This window comes from Streptomyces sp. Alt3 (assembly GCF_030719215.1).
GTDB classification, from domain to species: Bacteria; Actinomycetota; Actinomycetes; order Streptomycetales; family Streptomycetaceae; genus Streptomyces; species Streptomyces glycanivorans.
The window spans coordinates 6533431-6550718 of record NZ_CP120983.1 but is presented as its reverse complement, the minus strand read 5'-3'; the positions used below and the strand labels follow the sequence as shown (position 1 = coordinate 6550718).

The 17288-nt window shown below is 69.3% G+C and carries 13 protein-coding genes and 2 rRNA genes; 2 read left to right on the top strand and 13 right to left on the bottom strand.

The annotated features are described in order from the left end of the window. Positions 1–31 precede the first annotated feature (31 nt). The 5 genes from P8A20_RS28950 to P8A20_RS28930 form a co-directional block, all read right to left on the bottom strand. The gene (locus P8A20_RS28950; protein ID WP_306104506.1) at positions 32–1105 is read right to left on the bottom strand and encodes a glycosyltransferase family 4 protein; all 1074 of its coding nucleotides are present in this window, start codon (positions 1103–1105) and stop codon (positions 32–34) included. 176 nt (positions 1106–1281) lie between these two features. After that, positions 1282–3027: a DNA repair protein RecN gene (gene recN / locus P8A20_RS28945; protein ID WP_147962089.1), complete on the bottom strand. Its 1746-nt coding sequence runs from the start codon at positions 3025–3027 to the stop codon at positions 1282–1284. Positions 3028–3110: 83 nt separating this feature from the next. Further along, positions 3111–4037, bottom strand: a complete 927-nt coding sequence (locus P8A20_RS28940; RefSeq protein WP_306104505.1) for an NAD kinase — start codon at positions 4035–4037, stop codon at positions 3111–3113. A 26-nt stretch (positions 4038–4063) separates the two neighbouring features. After that, positions 4064–4879 (bottom strand): TlyA family RNA methyltransferase, encoded by an 816-nt coding sequence (locus tag P8A20_RS28935; RefSeq protein WP_147962087.1) that lies wholly within the window; start codon positions 4877–4879, stop codon positions 4064–4066. Between the two features lie 7 nt (positions 4880–4886). Continuing rightward, positions 4887–5195, bottom strand: coding sequence for a hypothetical protein (locus P8A20_RS28930; RefSeq protein WP_306104504.1), 309 nt, complete (start codon positions 5193–5195; stop codon positions 4887–4889). A gap of 42 nt (positions 5196–5237) precedes the next feature. On the opposite strand from P8A20_RS28930, the gene P8A20_RS28925 reads away from it, so the two are divergent. After that, positions 5238–5585, top strand: a complete 348-nt coding sequence (locus P8A20_RS28925) for an alkyl sulfatase C-terminal domain-containing protein (RefSeq protein WP_277334679.1) — start codon at positions 5238–5240, stop codon at positions 5583–5585. Positions 5586–5596: 11 nt separating this feature from the next. Here the strand turns inward: P8A20_RS28925 and P8A20_RS28920 are convergent, their stop codons facing one another. The 4 genes from P8A20_RS28920 to P8A20_RS28905 form a co-directional block, all read right to left on the bottom strand. Continuing rightward, positions 5597–6400 (bottom strand): ABC transporter ATP-binding protein, encoded by an 804-nt coding sequence (locus P8A20_RS28920; protein WP_147962740.1) that lies wholly within the window; start codon positions 6398–6400, stop codon positions 5597–5599. Between the two features lie 56 nt (positions 6401–6456). Then, complete coding sequence (locus tag P8A20_RS28915) at positions 6457–7515, bottom strand: FecCD family ABC transporter permease (protein ID WP_147962084.1); 1059 nt, start codon at positions 7513–7515, stop codon at positions 6457–6459. After that, on the bottom strand, positions 7512–8573 hold the full coding sequence (locus P8A20_RS28910; protein ID WP_371934417.1) for a FecCD family ABC transporter permease: 1062 nt from the start codon (positions 8571–8573) through the stop codon (positions 7512–7514). The genes P8A20_RS28915 and P8A20_RS28910 overlap by 4 nt, the downstream gene beginning before the upstream one ends. Positions 8574–8636: 63 nt before the next feature. After that, the gene (locus tag P8A20_RS28905; protein ID WP_147962083.1) at positions 8637–9665 is read right to left on the bottom strand and encodes an HAD hydrolase-like protein; all 1029 of its coding nucleotides are present in this window, start codon (positions 9663–9665) and stop codon (positions 8637–8639) included. Positions 9666–9738: 73 nt separating this feature from the next. Here P8A20_RS28905 and P8A20_RS28900 point away from each other — a divergent pair, with 73 nt between their 5' ends. Continuing rightward, positions 9739–11019, top strand: a complete 1281-nt coding sequence (locus P8A20_RS28900) for a DUF1015 family protein (RefSeq protein ID WP_306104502.1) — start codon at positions 9739–9741, stop codon at positions 11017–11019. 110 nt (positions 11020–11129) lie between these two features. On the opposite strand, the gene P8A20_RS28895 is transcribed toward P8A20_RS28900, so the two are convergent. The 4 genes from P8A20_RS28895 to P8A20_RS28880 form a co-directional block, all read right to left on the bottom strand. Next, complete coding sequence (locus P8A20_RS28895) at positions 11130–11936, bottom strand: tetratricopeptide repeat protein (protein WP_147962081.1); 807 nt, start codon at positions 11934–11936, stop codon at positions 11130–11132. After that, a complete protein-coding gene (locus P8A20_RS38775; RefSeq protein ID WP_371934416.1) occupies positions 11936–13438 on the bottom strand; it encodes a hypothetical protein in 1503 nt (500 codons plus the stop codon). Before P8A20_RS38775 ends, P8A20_RS28895 begins: the two co-directional genes overlap by 1 nt. Positions 13439–13650: 212 nt before the next feature. Further along, positions 13651–13767: ribosomal RNA gene (rrf, locus tag P8A20_RS28885) — 5S ribosomal RNA — on the bottom strand. Positions 13768–13902: 135 nt separating this feature from the next. Then, positions 13903–17027, bottom strand: a 23S ribosomal RNA gene (locus P8A20_RS28880). Between the last annotated feature and the right edge of the window lie 261 nt (positions 17028–17288).

Here is a 17288-nt window from a genome sequence, read left to right as displayed (position 1 = left end):
CCTTGTCTGCCCAGCCGGCGCCCGTAGCGGCTCAGCCGGCCGCCGCGGGGGTCGCCAACTCGTCGTACACGGAGAGCACATGGGCGATGGTGTCGTCCTCGGTCGGCCAGCCCGCAGCCTGCGCGCGCCCCGCCTCGGCGAGCCGCTGCCGTCGACCGGGGTCGGCGAGGAGCCGTACGACGGCCTCGGAGAGCGCCTCGGCGTCCCCGTGCGGCACCAGTTCCGCCGCGTCGCCGACGAGTTCGGGCAGTCCGTCGACCCGGGCGGCTACCAGGGGGATGCCGAGCCTCAGTGCCTCATGGGCGAGCAGCGGGCCGCCGTCTCCCCGGCCGGACAGGACGGCGATGTCGGCGGCGGCGAGGAGATCACCGATGTCGTCCGGTCCGCCCGCGAGGACGACGGGCAGGCCCTCCGTCGCGATCCGGCGCCCCAGGGCGCCGGTCCGGTGCGTCTCCCCCACGACGGCCAGCAGGGGCGCGGGGTCCAGCGCGCGCCAGCCGCGCACCGCGTCCAGCAGCGCGTCGTGATCGCGCTGGGCCACCGAAACCAGCAAAGGCCGTCCGAACGCGCCCAGTTCGGCGCGCACCTTGCCGTCGTCGGGGGCGCCGGTGACACGGCTCACGGGAATCGCCGCCGGAGCGAGCCGCGCGTCCCTGGCACCTCGGCGACGCGCCCGGTCGACCAGCTCCCACGAGGTGCCCAGTACGACGGCCGCCGCCCGGGCCGCCTTCCGCTCCAGCATCCGCAGCAGGCGCCCGCGGGCACCTGCCGCGTGGGCTCGGGTGTGCCAGGTCACCACCAGCGGGGTGCCCCGGCCGCTGAGCGCGATACCGGCGCGCACGGCGGCGTGCAGGCCGTGGGCGTGGACGATGTCCGCGCCGGTGCACGCGGTGCGGAGGGCGGCGACGGCAGCGGGATCACTGCGCCGGGGCACCGCGACGAAGCGGGTTCCCGAGGCGGGGAGGCCGTGCGCGTGACCGGAACCGGCCGGGGCGCAGACGGTGACCTGCACGCCTCTGGCGACCAGCCCGGCGGCGAGCGAGCTGACACGAGCGCTGCTTCCGGCACCGCCGCCCAGGACTTGGACCGTACGCAACTGTGACACGGCTGATCGGCTCCCGGGGCGCCCGAGTAGGTGATGAGTACAGTCCCAAGGATGCCAGTCCGTACGCACGTTCCGGGACTGACGAAACGTTGTTCCCGTCCTCGCGTCGACAGCCGCGCGGCCCACCCCACCCGTACGAGTGAAGCGGGCCGCGTGAAGCTGACGTCTACGGGCCGTCAGCCGCTGGTCCGGGCGGTCTCCAGGAGCTCCTCGGCATGGGCCCTCGCGGTCTCGGAGTCCTCCTGGCCGGCAAGCATCCGGGACAGCTCCCGTACCCGGTCCTCGCCTTCCAGGACCGTGACGCCGCTGCTGGTCACCGACCCGTCCACGGTCTTCTCGACCAGCAGCTGCCGGTCGGCGAAGGCCGCCACCTGAGGCAGGTGGGTGACGACGACGACCTGCGCGGACCTCGCGAGCTTCGCCAGCCGCCGGCCGACCTCGACGGCCGCCTTGCCGCCGACACCGGCGTCGACCTCGTCGAAGAGATACGTCGGCACCGGGTCGGAGCCGGCGAAGACCACCTCGACGGCGAGCATCACCCGCGACAGCTCACCGCCCGACGCGCCCTTGGCGATCGGCCGGGGCTGCGCTCCGGGGTGCGGCGCCAGCAGGAGTTCCACCTCGTCCGCGCCGGACGGCCCGTAGAGGACGCTCCGGCCGCCGATGTCGATGCCGGACGCCTCGTCCGGCGCCTCGGACTGCCCGATGGCGAAGGAGACCCGGGCGTGCGGCATGGCGAGCGACGCCAGTTCCTCCGTGACGGCCGCGGCGAAGCGGGCCGCCGCCTCCGTCCTGGCGTCGGTCAGCTGCTGCCCGAGGAGGGAGAGCTCGCCGCGCAGCGCGTCGCGCTCCGCCGTCAGCTCCCCGATGCGGTCGTCGTCGCCCTCCAGCTCGGTCAGCCGGGAGGCGCCTTCCTGGGCCCAGGCGAGCACGGAGGTGATGTCCTCGCCGTACTTGCGGGTGAGCGCGGTGAGCGCGGCGCGCCGTTCCTCCACGGCGGCGAGCCGCAGCGGGTCGGCGTCGAGCTGGTCGGCGTATCCGGCGAGCTCCCCGGCGACGTCGGCCAGCAGGATCGAGATCTCGCCGGTCCGGTCGGCGAGCGCCGCCAGGGCCGGGTCGTGCGCCCGCACGGCGTCCAGGGACCGGCCGGCGGCGGCCACGACCGTGGTGGCGTCCACACCCTCCTGGTCCTCGGGATCGCCCGCGAGCGCCGCGTGGGCGAGGGCCGCCGCGGAGGCGAGGGCCTCGGCGTGGCCGAGCCGTTCGGCCTCCGCCGCGAGCTCGGTGTCCTCCCCCGGCAGCGGTTCCACGGCGGCGACCTCGTCGAGGCCGAAGCGCAGCAGATCCGCCTCCTGGGCGCGTTCCCTGGCCCGGGTGGTCAGTTCGTCGAGCTCGGTGACGACGGCGCGCAGCCGGCGGTAGGCCGCCGCGTACGTGGTGAGCGGGCCCTCGACGCCCTTCCCGGCGTAGCGGTCGAGCGCCTGGCGCTGCCGTGCGGGCTTGAGCAGGCCCTGCTGGTCGGTCTGGCCGTGCACGGCGACGAGTTCGTCGGCGAGTTCGGCGAGCACCCCCACGGGCACGGATCTCCCGCCGAGGTGGGCGCGGGAGCGCCCCTCCGCCGAAACGGTACGGCTGACGAGCAGCGCACCGTCCTCGACCTCGCCCCCGGCCTCCTCGGCGCGTACCGCCGCCGCGTCGCCCGGGGACACGGTGATGCGCCCCTCGACGACCGCGGCCTTGGCGCCGATCCGTACCAGGGCGGGGTCGGCGCGCCCTCCGAGCAGCAGCCCGAGGCTCGTGACGACCATGGTCTTACCCGCGCCGGTCTCACCCGTCACCGCGGTGAAACCGGGTGACAGCTCCACCACCGCGTCGTCGATGACTCCGAGCGACCGTATCCGCATCTCCTCCAACACGGACATGACCTTACGAGGTCCCGGGCCCGGTGTGCGACGGACCCCGGTGGCGGATTCACTCACGCGGGTGTGAGCAGCGGCCCGCGGGGTCAGTGCGGAGCACCCCGCCAGCCCTGTACGGGGAGCGCGAACTTCGCCACCAGACGGTCGGTGAACGACGCCTGGTGGAGCCGTGCCAGCCGTACGGGCACCGCGCCCCGCCGGACCTCGACGCGGGCCCCGGCGGGCAGCTCGACGGTGCGACGGCCGTCGCACCACAGCACCCCGTGCGGGGTGTGCGGCTGGACCTCCACGGCCAGTACGGAGTCGGGTGACGTCACCAGGGGCTTCGCGAAGAGCGCGTGGGCGCTGATCGGCACCATCAGCAGGGCCTCCACCTCCGGCCAGACGACGGGGCCGCCCGCGGAGAAGGCGTACGCCGTCGACCCGGTGGGGGTGGCGCAGACGATCCCGTCGCATCCGAAGCCGGTCACGGGACGGCCGTCGATCTCCAGGACGACCTCCAGCATCCGCTCGGGCGAGACCTTCTGGACGGCGGCCTCGTTGAGCGCCCAGTCGGTGTGCACCACGTCGCCGTTGCTGTGCACGACGACGTCGAGCGTCATCCGCTCCTCGACCTTGTAGGCACGGGTCACCACGCGGTCGACGACCTTGTCCAGGTCGTCGCGCTCGGCCTCCGCGAGGAAGCCGACCCGTCCGAGGTTGACGCCGAGCATGGGGACGCCGGAGGCGCGGGAGATCTCCGCTCCGCGCAGCAGCGTCCCGTCCCCGCCGAGGACGATCAGCAGCTCGCAGCCGTCCACGGCGTCGGGTGTCGCGTCGGTGACCGTCTCCACGGACTGCGGCAGCGGCAGGTCCGCGGCCTCCACGGCGAGCACCCGGACCCCGAGGCCGTTCCTCAGGAGGCCCTGCACCACCAGTTCGGCGCTGCGGATCGCGGCCTGGCCGGTGTGCGCGAGCAGGAAGACGGTGCGTTCCGGGGTCCCGGGCCGCTCCGCTCCCCCGGGCTGTTCCACGTTCCCTGTTTGTGCCGCATGCGTCGTCAACGGGGCCCCTCCGCCACTGCACGGTCGACGTCCGCGGGATCCAGCTCAGGTGCGCCGGCCCGCAGCCACAGAAAGTACTCGACATTTCCCGACGGCCCGGGCAGCGGGCTCGCCGTCACCCCCTGGACTCCCAGGCCCAGCAGACCGGCCCGGCGTGCCACTTCCCTCACCGCTTCGGCCCGCAGCTCGGGGCTGCGGACCACACCACCGCTGCCGAGGCGCTCCTTGCCCACCTCGAACTGCGGCTTGACCATGAGCACCAGATCGGCGTCGGGCGCGGCACAGCGCGCGAGCGCGGGCAGCACCAGGCCGAGCGGGATGAACGACAGGTCGCCGACCACCAGGTCCACCGCCTTCCCGTCGATCTGCTCCAGCGTCAACTCGCGTACGTTGGTACGGTCCTTGACGGTGACGCGTTCATCGGACTGCAGGGACCAGGCGAGCTGGCCGTAGCCGACGTCCACGGCCACGACATGGCCGGCGCCGGCCCGCAGCAGCACGTCGGTGAAGCCCCCGGTGGAGGCCCCGGCGTCCAGCGCCCTGCGCCCCTCGACCTTCAGTCCGAGCGGCACGAAGGCGGCGAGGGCGCCCGCGAGCTTGTGCCCGCCGCGCGAGACGTACTCGGGGTCGCTGTCGTCCTTGACGACGACGACGGCGGCGCTGGTCTCGACCTGGGTGGCGGGCTTGGTCGCGGTGTTCCCGCCGACGGTCACCCGCCCCGCTGCGATCAGCTGGCTCGCGTGCTCTCGCGAGCGGGCGAGCTTGCGGCGTACCAGCTCGGCGTCGAGGCGGCGACGTGCCACTCCTGCCACGTTCGGTTCAGCTCCTGTTGTCGTGCGCGGGTGTCGGTGCGGGCCGGGCGTCCAGCGCGGTCAGCTCGTCGCGCAGCCCACGGTGTACATCCTCGTACACCTCGGTGTGGCCGTCCGCCGGGAGGTGGTCCGCGTCGGCCAGCCGCTCCAGCCGCGCGTCGACACCGGCGTGCCCGGTGGGTGTGCGGGCGACTCCGAGCGGTGCGGGCGGTTCGGGGTCGAAGGAGGGTGCGGGGGCCGCGTCGGGCGCCGTCCCGGCCGCTTCGTCCGCCTCGCCCTGTTCTGCCGTGTCCGGCCCCGGCTTCCAGTCGCTCATGCGGGAACGCTACCCCGAAGGGCCGGTGTACCGTCGGTGACGATGGCGACCATGGCGGAGTGCCGCAGCGCACTCGACACACTTTCCGACAATCTGGCGGGGGCCGACGGCGACGTACGCGGCGCCGCCGACCTCGACCGCTCGCTGAGCTGCCACATCAGGGATCTCGACGCGACGTTCACCGGACGGCTGGCGAACGGCCGGATCAAGGTGCTGGACACGCACGAGGGCCCGCCCCGGGAGAAGGCCGAGATCCGGCTCGCGATGACCGGCGACGACCTGGTGGCCATGGTCGGCGGCGAGCTGAACTTCGCGAAGGCCTGGGCATCGGGCCGGGTGCGGCTGGAGGCGGGCTTCCGTGACCTGCTGAAGCTCAAGTCGCTCCTCTAGGAGTAGCAGTCTCAGACGGACGCCCCGGTGCGCTTCCGCCGGGCGGCGGGGACGACGAGCGGCGTTCCCGTCTCGGGGTCGTCGATGACCTGGCACCGCATCCCGAAGACCTCTTCCACGAGCTGCGCGGTGACGATGTCGCCGGGGGCGCCCTCGGCGATGACCGCGCCCCCGCGCATGGCTATCAGATGGGTGGCGTACCGGGCGGCGTGATTGAGGTCGTGCAGCACGGCGACCAGCGTGCGGCCCTGCGTCTCGTGCAGTTCGGCGCAGAGGTCGAGCACGTCGATCTGGTGCTGGATGTCGAGATAGGTCGTCGGCTCGTCCAGCAGCAGCAGCGGCGTCTGCTGGGCGAGGGCCATGGCGATCCAGACGCGCTGGCGCTGGCCTCCGGACAGTTCGTCGACGTAGCGGTCGGCGAGCCCTCCGACACCGGTCGACTCCATGGACTCCTTCACGATCCGCTCGTCCTCGGGGGACCACTGGCGCAGCAGCCCCTGGTGCGGGTAGCGGCCGCGCGAGACGAGGTCGGCGACGGTGATGCCGTCCGGGGCTATGGAGGACTGCGGCAGCAGGCCCAGGGTCCTGGCGACCTTCTTCGCGGGCATCCGGTGGATGGACTGCCCGTCCAGCAGGACGTCTCCGCCGGTCGGCTTCAGCATCCGGGAGAGGGCGCGCAGCAGGGTCGACTTGCCGCAGGCGTTGGGGCCGACGACGACCGTGAAGGAGTTGTCGGGTATCTCCACCGAGAGGTTCTCGGCGATGACCCGCTGGTCGTAGCCGAGGGTCACCGAGTCCGCGGTGAGGCGCTGCATGGTCGTACTCCCGGAGTCGGTGGGGATGGTCTGCGCGGTGTCCGGCTCGTCCGGCCTCATATGCGTCCCGCCCTGCGTTCGGCCACGAGGAGCCACAGCAGGTAGCAGCCGCCGAGGACACCGGTGACGACGCCCACAGGGAGCTGGCGGTCCCCGAAGGCGTTCATGGCGGTCCAGTCGGCGACGAGCAGCAGGGCCGCGCCCGTGGCGGCGGCAGCAGCCAGGTTGGGGCCCGGCGCCCTGGTCAGGCGGCGGGCGACCTGCGGGGCGCTGAGCGAGACGAAGACGATGGGCCCGGCAGCGGCGGTCGCGACGGCGACGAGCAGCACCGCGCAGCTCAGCAGGACGAGCCGGGTGCGTTCCACCCGTACGCCCAGGGCGTGGGCGGCGTCGTCGCCCATCTCGATCATGCGCAGCGCCCGCCCGTGGCCGAGGACCAGCGGGATCAGGACGCAGCAGACGGCGAGCAGCGGCCAGACCTGGGCCCAGTCGCGGCCGTCCAGCGAGCCCGTCATCCAGACGACCGCGCGGGTGGCGTCGACGAGGTTGGCCTTGGTGATCAGGTAGTGGATCGCGGCGGTCAGCATGGCGGCGGCCCCGATGCCGACGAGGACGAGGCGGTAGCCGTGCACCCCGCGCTTCCAGGCAAGCAGGTAGACGGCCGCGCCGGTCAGCATGCCGCCGGCGACGGCTCCCGCGGCGACCTCGGAGGGTCCGCCCTGGAAGAGCACGATCACGATGAGGGCGCCGACCGCGGAGCCCTGGCCGAAGCCGAGGACGTCGGGGCTCCCGAGGGGGTTGCGGGAGACGCTCTGGAAGACGGCGCCGCCGACTCCGAGCGCGGCGCCGACGAGCAGCCCGACAAGGACCCTGGGCAGGCGTAGCTCCGTGACGATGAACTCCTGCTGGAACGTTCCGTCGCCGAGCAGGGTGGTGACGACCTGTCCGGGTGACATGGCGTAGTCGCCGCTGCCGATCAGCACGACCGCGGCGAAGGCCGCCGCCGCGGCGAGCAGCGCGATCACGACGAGCGCCCGCGCGTCCACCCGGAACGAGAGCCCGCCGGCCGTCCGTACGGCGTGGACCGTCTTCGTGGTGTCCTGCGTGGCCTTCACAGCTGGGCCATCCTCTTGCGGCGTACGAGATGGATGAACACGGGCCCGCCCAGCAGCGCGGTGACGATGCCGACCTGCAGCTCGGAGGGGCGGGCGACGACTCTGCCCACCACGTCGGCGCCGAGCAGCAGCACGGGCGCCAGCACCGCGGCGTAGGGCAGGATCCACCGCATGTCCGGGCCCGTGATCGACCGGACCAGGTGCGGGATCATCAGCCCGATGAAGACGATCGGCCCGCACGCGGCGGTCGCCGCCCCGCAGAGCAGGGTGACGGCGACCATCGCGAGAACGCGGGTGCGGGTCAGGTGCGCGCCGAGCGCCCTGGCCGTGTCGTCGCCCATCTCCAGCGCGTTGAGCGGCCTGGCGATGAGCAGGGACAGCAGCACTCCGAGCGCGATGAACGGCCACACCTTGCCGACGGTCTCCGGGTTCGCCGAGGCGAGCGATCCGACGGTCCAGAAGCGCAGCCGGTCCAGTGCCGCGGAGTCCAGCAGCTGCACGGCGTTGACGTAGCCGAACAGTGCCGCGGTGACCGCCGTACCGGCGAGCGCGAGGCGCACGGGGTTCGCGGACCGGCTGCCGCCGAGCAGGTACACCGCGACGGACACGAGCGCGGCGCCACCGAAGGCGAACCAGACGTATCCGGTCAGGGACGTGACCCCGAAGAAGGTGATGGCGGAGACGACCGCCGCAGCCGCGCCCGCGTTGACACCCAGCAGACCGGGCTCGGCGAGCGGATTGCGGGTCAGCGCCTGCATCACCGCGCCGGCCAGCCCGAGCGCCGCCCCGGCGATCAGCCCGAGCACGGTGCGCGGGACCCGCACATCGCGTACGAGGACGTCACCGTTGGTTCCGGAGTAGTGGAACAGGCCGTGCCACACCTCGGAGAGGGGAAGGGCCTTGGCGCCGATCGCGACACTCGCGAGGCACACCAGCACCAGCACCGCCACGGCGACCAGCAGACCGGCCGATCTCGCCGCGTGACGCCCGGCGCGCGCGTCCGTGCCCGGCGTGGCCGGGGGGCCGGAACTCGATTCAGGGGGACTTTCGACCAACACCTGGTTAGGTTAGCCTATCCTCTAATCTTCTCAACTCCCCCGTACCGCACAAGATCCGGCACGCTACAGGCCGAGCCCGGCCACGGCCTTCCGCGCGTCCAGGCCGCACGCGCCCTCACCCGCGTGTGTCCAGGCCGCGGCGCACAGGGCCCGCAGCCCGTCGATCGCGTCACCCTCGCCGTCCAGTACGAGAGCGTCACCACGCACCCCCGCCGTCCAGCCTCCGCAGCGGAACCCGTCGCCCTCCTCCGCCACCTCGGGCTGCCCGGTGAGCAGTCCCCGCAGGTCCCGGTCCACGTAGGTCGGGCGGTACCTGGGTTCGGCCGCGATCAGCTGCGCCGCGTCGGTCACACCGGTGAGGACGAGCAGCGAGTCGACGCCGCCGTTGAACGCGCCCTCGATGTCGGTGTCCAGCCGGTCCCCGACGACCAGGGGCCGCTTCGCTCCCGTCCGCAGCACGGTCTCCCGGTGCATCGGCGGCAGCGGCTTGCCGGCAACCTGCGGTTCGGCCCCGGTCGCGATGCGTACGACCTCGACGGCCGCACCGTTGCCGGGCGCGATACCCCGGGCGCCCGGGATCGTCAGGTCGGTGTTGGACGCGAACCACACGGCTCCGCGCGAGATCGCGTACGCGGCTTCGGCGAACCGGCCCCACGGGAGGTCGGGCCCGCCGAACCCCTGCGCCACGGCTACCGGGTCGTCGTCCGCCGACTCCACCGGCACCAGGCCGCGCTCGCGCAGCGCGACCCGTAGCCCCTCGCCGCCGACCACCAGGACCCGGGCCCCGGAGGGCAGCTGATCGGCCATCAACCGGGCCACCGCCTGCGCGGACGTGATCACATCGGTCGCGTCCGCAGGGACCCCGAGCTCCGTCAGGTGCTCGGCCACCGCGTCCGGGGTACGCAGTGCGTTGTTGGTCACGTACGCCAGATGCATGCCGCCCTCTCGGGCCGTGCCCAGCGATTCGACGGCGTGGACGATCGCGTGCCCACCGGCGTACACCACTCCGTCGAGGTCGAGCAGAGCCGTGTCGTACGCCTCGCTCAGCGCGACGTCGCTCCCCAGCGGCCGGGACCTGTACTGCTGACTCATATGCCTCTGCTCCTTCTTGCCATGCTTCTCCCCCGATCATCGCGCATCGCGGGAGCGCACATACGATGCTGAAATGAACACATCCGGGCCCGCCGTCGGCCATGGGCTGCGGCTGATTCCCTTCCGCGGACTGCGGTATGTCCCCGAGCAGGTCGGCAGCCTCGCGGCGGTGACCTCACCCCCGTACGACGTCGTCGTGCGGCCCGACGGTCTCCACCACCTGGAGTCCGCCGACCCGCACAACATCGTGCGGCTGATCCTCCCGCAGGCGGGCACGGCCGCCGAACGCCACAGGCAGGCCGCCGACACCCTGAAGCGCTGGCTGGCGGAGGGTGTCCTCGCCCCGGATCCGGTGCCCGCGCTCTACGTGTACGAACAGCGGGCCGGTGACATCCTTCAGCGCGGTGTGATCGGGGCCCTGGCGCTCTCCCCCGCGTCGGAGGGTGTCGTGCTACCGCACGAGGACGTCATGGACGACGTCGTGGAGGACCGCGCCGACCTGATGCGCACCGCGGCCGCCCATCTCGAGCCCCTGCTCCTCAGCTACGCGGGCGACGGCGGGCCGAGCGGCGCGACGGCGGTGATCGAGCGGGTGGTGGAGCGCCTCCCGCTCCTCACGACGACGACCGAGGACGGTGTCGACCACCGGCTCTGGGCCGTCACCGACCCCGCGGAGCGGGCGGAGGTCGAGTCCGATCTGTCCCACCGCCAGGCCCTGATCGCGGACGGCCACCACCGCTGGGCGACCTACCTGCGCCTGCAACAGGAGCAGTCCGCCCCCGGCCCCTGGGACTTCGGTCTCGTCCTGCTCGTCGACACGGCCCGCTACCCGCTGCGGGTGCGCGCGATCCACCGGCTCCTGCACCGACTGCCGGTCGACGAGGCGCTCCGAGCTCTCGACGGCCTGTTCCGCGTCCGGTCCGTCGAGGGGCCGCTGCCGCGGGCGCTCGAAGCGCTAGGGGCAGCCGCCGAGGAGGGCAACGCCTTCCTCCTCACGGGCGACGGCGGCTTCCATCTCGTCGACCGCCCGGACGAGGAACTGCTCGCCCGCACCGTCCGCGCCGACCGGCCGGCGGCCTGGCGCACCCTGGACGCGACCGTGCTGCACTCGGCGCTCCTCGACGACGTCTGGCAGGTACCCGATGCCCCGGAGCACATCGCCTACATCCACGCGGCGGAGGCGGCGGTCGAGCAGGCGGAACGGCACGGCGCCACAGCCGTGCTGATGCACCCCGTGCGTGAGGAAGTGGTACGGGACCTGGCGCGGCAGGGCGTCACGATGCCCCGTAAGTCGACCTCGTTCGGCCCCAAGCCGGCAACGGGGCTGGTGCTGCGGAGTCTGGATCTCGACTGAGGCGACACCGGCACCCGGAGCTCCTCGAACACGGCCCTGAGGAGAACGCGGAAGAGGGCGGCACCCCTTGGTGGGTGCCGCCCTCTTCACATGCCGCGTGTCAGCGGGACTCAGGCCTTCGCGGGCCCGTCCTCGTCACGGTCCGCATCGTTCACGTCCTCGTCGTCCACATCGTCCACGTCGGCCTCATGCGCGTCGGCGTCGTGCGTGTCCTCGTGGGTGTCGTGCGTGTCGGTGTCGTGCGTGTCGGTGACACGGACTTCGGCATCGGCAGCGTCGCCACTGTTCTCGTCGTCGTCGCCGAGCGCGTCGACGAACTCCACACCATCGAGTTCGGCCAGCCGGTCGGACGCGTCGGTCGCACCGTCCTTGTCGGCCTCCATGGCCTTCCCGAACCACTCACGGGCCTCGTCCTCACGGCCCGCCTCGAGCAGAGCGTCGGCGTAGGCGTACCGCAGGCGCGGAGTCCAGGAGTGGACGGCGCTGGACGCCAGCTCCGAGCTCTGCAGCGTCACGATCGCGGCGTCGATCTGTCCCATGTCCCTGCGGGCGCCGGCGGCGACGAGACGCATCTCGACCTGGCCGGCCTTGTCCAGCTTCTGGACCTCGGGCTCACCGGCCATGGCCATGGCCCGCTCGGGGCGGCCGAGGCCACGCTCGCAGTCGGCCATGACGGGCCACAGCTCCACGGAACCGGTCATGCGACGGGACGCCCGGAACTCGGCGAGCGCCTCGGAGTACTTCTGGGTGGCATACGCGGCGAAGCCGGCAGCCTCGCGCACGGCGGCGACCCGGGACGCCAGCCGAAGGGCGATGCGCGAGTAGGCGTAGGCCTGCTCGGGGTCCTCGTCGATCAGTCGGGCAACCATGACGAGGTTCCGTGCGACGTCTTCGGCAAGGGTCTTCGGCAAGCTCATCAGCTCCTGCCGGACATCCTTGTCGATCTCGTCACCGGTGACGTCGTCAGGAATGGGGAGCCGCTTGACGGGCTCGCGGTCGCGGTCGTCGCGTCCCTGGTAGCCGCCCCGGTCGTCGCGGCCACGGTAACCACCACGGTCGCCGCCCCGGTCGTCACGGCGGGGGCCACGGTCGCGGTCGTCACGGCGGAAGCCACCGCCGGTGCCGCCACCGCGGCTGTCGTCACGCCGGAAACCGCCGCCGGTGCCGCCACCACGGCTGTCGTCGCGGCGGGGACCACGGGGACGGTCGTCACGACGGTCGAAACCACCGCCGGCCGGACGGCCACCACGATCATCACGCTGCTGACCACCGCGATACCCACCACGCTCGTCATCACGACGCGGGGCACGGTCATCGCGACGGAAGCCACCGCCGGTACCGCCGCCACGGCTGTCGTCACGCCGGAAGCCGCCGCCGGTGCCGCCACCACGGCTGTCGTCACGCCGGAAGCTGCCGGGGCGGTCGTCGTCACGGCGGGGACCACGGGGACGGTCGTCACGACGGTCGAAACCACCGCCGGCCGGACGGCCACCACGATCATCACGCTGCTGACCACCGCGATACCCACCACGGTCGTCATCACGACGGGGGGCACGGTCATCGCGACGGAAGCTGCCACCACGCTCGTCATCACGACGGGGGGCACGGTCGTCACGACGGAAGCTGCCACCACGCTCGTCATCACGACGGGGGGCACGGTCGTCACGACGGAAGCTGCCACCACGGTCGTCATCGCGACGGGGGGCACGGTCGCGGTCGCGGTCGTCACGGCGGAAGCCGCCGCCGGTGCCGCCACCGCGGCTGTCATCGCGACGGAAGCCGCCGCCGGTGCCGCCACCGCGGCTGTCGTCACGGCGGAAGCCGCCGGGGCGGTCGTCGTCGCGGCGGGGACCACGGGGACGGTCGTCACGACGGTCGAAACCACCGCCGGCCGGACGGCCACCACGATCATCACGCTGCTGACCACCGCGATACCCACCACGGTCATCATCACGACGCGGGGCACGGTCATCGCGACGGAAGCTGCCACCACGCTCGTCATCACGACGGGGGGCACGGTCGCGGTCGCGGTCGTCACGGCGGAAGCCGCCGCCGGTGCCGCCACCGCGGCTGTCATCGCGACGGAAGCCGCCGCCGGTGCCGCCACCACGGCTGTCGTCACGGCGGAAGCCGCCGGGGCGGTCGTCGTCACGGCGGGGACCACGGGGACGGTCGTCACGACGGTCAAAACCACCGCCGGCCGGACGGCCACCACGATCATCACGCTGCTGACCACCGCGATACCCACCACGGTCATCATCACGACGCGGGGCACGGTCATCGCGACGGAAGCTGCCACCGGAGCCGCCACCACGACTGTCATCACGACGGAAGCCACCGCCGGAACCGCTACCACGGCTGTCGTCACGCCGGGGGCCACGGTCGCTGTCGCGTCGAGGCGCTCCGGACCGGTCGTCACGGCCGCCTCGGAAGCCGCCCCTGTCGTCCCCGTCCCGGCGACGCGGCTCGCGCTCCGAACGGTCGTCGGAAGAGTTGGTGGACATGGGGGTGACTCCTGTCATCGGGTACCACAAGACATTCTCGCGCAGCCGACCATCCGACGCGCTTCGGCAAACAAAAAAGGACCCTCGGCCCCAGCATGAACGCTGGGACCAAGGGTCCTGAAAGATTGTTCGGCGGCGTCCTACTCTCCCACAGGGTCCCCCCTGCAGTACCATCGGCGCTGAAAGGCTTAGCTTCCGGGTTCGGAATGTAACCGGGCGTTTCCCTAACGCAATGACCACCGAAACACTATCGGCCACTCCGCAACGAATGCAGAGATCGGCACTTAGCGAACAAGCACACTTTTCAATTAAGTAGTGAAACTGTTCAACCAGCACGACTGTTCGTGGCCTGGGAACAACACAGTGGACGCGAGCAACTGAGGACAAGCCCTCGGCCTATTAGTACCAGTCAGCTCCACCCGTTACCGGGCTTCCACATCTGGCCTATCAACCCAGTGGTCTACTGGGAGCCTTAACCACTCAAGGTGGTGGGAATACTCATCTCGAAGCAGGCTTCCCGCTTAGATGCTTTCAGCGGTTATCCTTTCCGAACGTAGCCAACCAGCCATGCCCTTGGCAGGACAACTGGCACACCAGAGGTTCGTCCGTCCCGGTCCTCTCGTACTAGGGACAGCCCTTCTCAATATTCCTACGCGCACAGCGGATAGGGACCGAACTGTCTCACGACGTTCTAAACCCAGCTCGCGTACCGCTTTAATGGGCGAACAGCCCAACCCTTGGGACCGACTCCAGCCCCAGGATGCGACGAGCCGACATCGAGGTGCCAAACCATCCCGTCGATATGGACTCTTGGGGAAGATCAGCCTGTTATCCCCGGGGTACCTTTTATCCGTTGAGCGACAGCGCTTCCACAAGCCACTGCCGGATCACTAGTCCCGACTTTCGTCCCTGCTCGACCCGTCGGTCTCACAGTCAAGCTCCCTTGTGCACTTACACTCAACACCTGATTGCCAACCAGGCTGAGGGAACCTTTGGGCGCCTCCGTTACTCTTTAGGAGGCAACCGCCCCAGTTAAACTACCCATCAGACACTGTCCCTGATCCGGATCACGGACCCAGGTTAGACATCCAGCACGACCAGAGTGGTATTTCAACGGCGACTCCACAACCACTGGCGTGGCTGCTTCAAAGTCTCCCACCTATCCTACACAAGCCGAACCGAACACCAATATCAAACTATAGTAAAGGTCCCGGGGTCTTTCCGTCCTGCTGCGCGAAACGAGCATCTTTACTCGTAGTGCAATTTCACCGGGCCTATGGTTGAGACAGTCGAGAAGTCGTTACGCCATTCGTGCAGGTCGGAACTTACCCGACAAGGAATTTCGCTACCTTAGGATGGTTATAGTTACCACCGCCGTTTACTGGCGCTTAAGTTCTCAGCTTCGCCGACCCGAAAGTCAGCTAACCGGTCCCCTTAACGTTCCAGCACCGGGCAGGCGTCAGTCCGTATACATCGCCTTACGGCTTCGCACGGACCTGTGTTTTTAGTAAACAGTCGCTTCTCGCTGGTCTCTGCGGCCACCCCCAGCTCACCGAGTAAATCGGATCACCAGTGATGGCCCCCCTTCTCCCGAAGTTACGGGGGCATTTTGCCGAGTTCCTTAACCATAGTTCACCCGAACGCCTCGGTATTCTCTACCTGACTACCTGAGTCGGTTTAGGGTACGGGCCGCCATGAAACTCGCTAGAGGCTTTTCTCGACAGCATAGGATCATCCACTTCACCACAATCGGCTCGGCATCAGGTCTCAGCCTTAATGTGTGACGGATTTGCCTACCACACGGCCTACACCCTTACCCCGGGACAACCACCGCCCGGGCTGGACTACCTTCCTGCGTCACCCCATCGCTTACCTAGTACAAGTCTGGTTCGTCGGCTCCACCACTACCCTCAACTCCGAAGAGATCGGGCCGGCTTCACGGACTTAGCATCGCCTGATTCAGTATTGGGCGTTTCAAAGCGGGTACCGGAATATCAACCGGTTGTCCATCGACTACGCCTGTCGGCCTCGCCTTAGGTCCCGACTTACCCTGGGCAGATCAGCTTGACCCAGGAACCCTTAGTCAATCGGCGCACACGTTTCTCACGTGTGTATCGCTACTCATGCCTGCATTCTCACTCGTGAACCGTCCACAACTCGCTTCCGCGGCTGCTTCACCCGGCACACGACGCTCCCCTACCCATCCACACAGGCGTTGGCCCTATATGTGTGAATGACACGACTTCGGCGGTACGCTTGAGCCCCGCTACATTGTCGGCGCGGAATCACTTGACCAGTGAGCTATTACGCACTCTTTCAAGGGTGGCTGCTTCTAAGCCAACCTCCTGGTTGTCTCTGCGACTCCACATCCTTTCCCACTTAGCGTACGCTTAGGGGCCTTAGTCGATGCTCTGGGCTGTTTCCCTCTCGACCATGGAGCTTATCCCCCACAGTCTCACTGCCGTGCTCTCACTTACCGGCATTCGGAGTTTGGCTAAGGTCAGTAACCCGGTAGGGCCCATCGCCTATCCAGTGCTCTACCTCCGGCAAGAAACACACGACGCTGCACCTAAATGCATTTCGGGGAGAACCAGCTATCACGGAGTTTGATTGGCCTTTCACCCCTAACCACAGGTCATCCCCCAGGTTTTCAACCCTGGTGGGTTCGGTCCTCCACGAAGTCTTACCTCCGCTTCAACCTGCCCATGGCTAGATCACTCCGCTTCGGGTCTAGAGCGTGCAACTCAATCGCCCTATTCGGACTCGCTTTCGCTACGGCTTCCCCACACGGGTTAACCTCGCTACACACCGCTAACTCGCAGGCTCATTCTTCAAAAGGCACGCAGTCACGACTGACAGCACAAGTGCTGCCAGCGACGCTCCCACGGCTTGTAGGCACACGGTTTCAGGTACTATTTCACTCCGCTCCCGCGGTACTTTTCACCATTCCCTCACGGTACTATCCGCTATCGGTCACCAGGGAATATTTAGGCTTAGCGGGTGGTCCCGCCAGATTCACACGGGATTTCTCGGGCCCCGTGCTACTTGGGTGGTTCTCAAGCAAGCCGTTGATGTTTCAGCTACGGGGGTCTTACCCTCTACGCCGGACCTTTCGCATGTCCTTCGCCTACACCAACGGTTTCTGACTTGCCGACCAATCGGCAGATTGATCAAGAGAACTCCCACAACCCCGCATGCGCAACCCCTGCCGGGTATCACACGCATACGGTTTGGCCTCATCCGGTTTCGCTCGCCACTACTCCCGGAATCACGGTTGTTTTCTCTTCCTGAGGGTACTGAGATGTTTCACTTCCCCTCGTTCCCTCCACACTGCCTATGTGTTCAGCAGCGGGTGACAGCCCATGACGGCTGCCGGGTTTCCCCATTCGGAAACCCCCGGATCAAAGCTTGGTTGACAGCTCCCCGGGGACTATCGTGGCCTCCCACGTCCTTCATCGGTTCCTGGTGCCAAGGCATCCACCGTGCGCCCTTAAAAACTTGGCCACAGATGCTCGCGTCCACTGTGCAGTTCTCAAACAACGACCAGCCACCCATCACCCCACCCTTACAGGTGAGTGCACTGGGGCCGGCAACCGAAGATCCAGACTCAACGAGCCCGTACCTTCAGATACCCAACAGCGTGCCCGACCCGATCAACCCGATCCTGTTTTCCACGCCGAAGCAGTACTAACAAAACCGTGCTCATCGTGCCGAATAGTCAACGTTCCACCCTTGAGCAACCACCGTCGAACATTTGCCGACGAA

Bases quoted from the DNA above. Each gene is read 5' to 3' on its own strand.
- P8A20_RS28930 (WP_306104504.1), bottom strand. From the start codon at position 5,195: ATGAGCGACTGGAAGCCGGGGCCGGACACGGCAGAACAGGGCGAGGCG.
- recN (WP_147962089.1), bottom strand. From the start codon at position 3,027: ATGTCCGTGTTGGAGGAGATGCGGATACGGTCGCTCGGAGTCATCGAC.
- P8A20_RS28895 (WP_147962081.1), bottom strand. From the start codon at position 11,936: ATGAGCTTGCCGAAGACCCTTGCCGAAGACGTCGCACGGAACCTCGTC.
- P8A20_RS28920 (WP_147962740.1), bottom strand. From the start codon at position 6,400: ATGCAGCGCCTCACCGCGGACTCGGTGACCCTCGGCTACGACCAGCGG.
- P8A20_RS28925 (WP_277334679.1), top strand. From the start codon at position 5,238: ATGGCGACCATGGCGGAGTGCCGCAGCGCACTCGACACACTTTCCGAC.
- P8A20_RS28905 (WP_147962083.1), bottom strand. From the start codon at position 9,665: ATGAGTCAGCAGTACAGGTCCCGGCCGCTGGGGAGCGACGTCGCGCTG.
- P8A20_RS28900 (WP_306104502.1), top strand. From the start codon at position 9,739: ATGAACACATCCGGGCCCGCCGTCGGCCATGGGCTGCGGCTGATTCCC.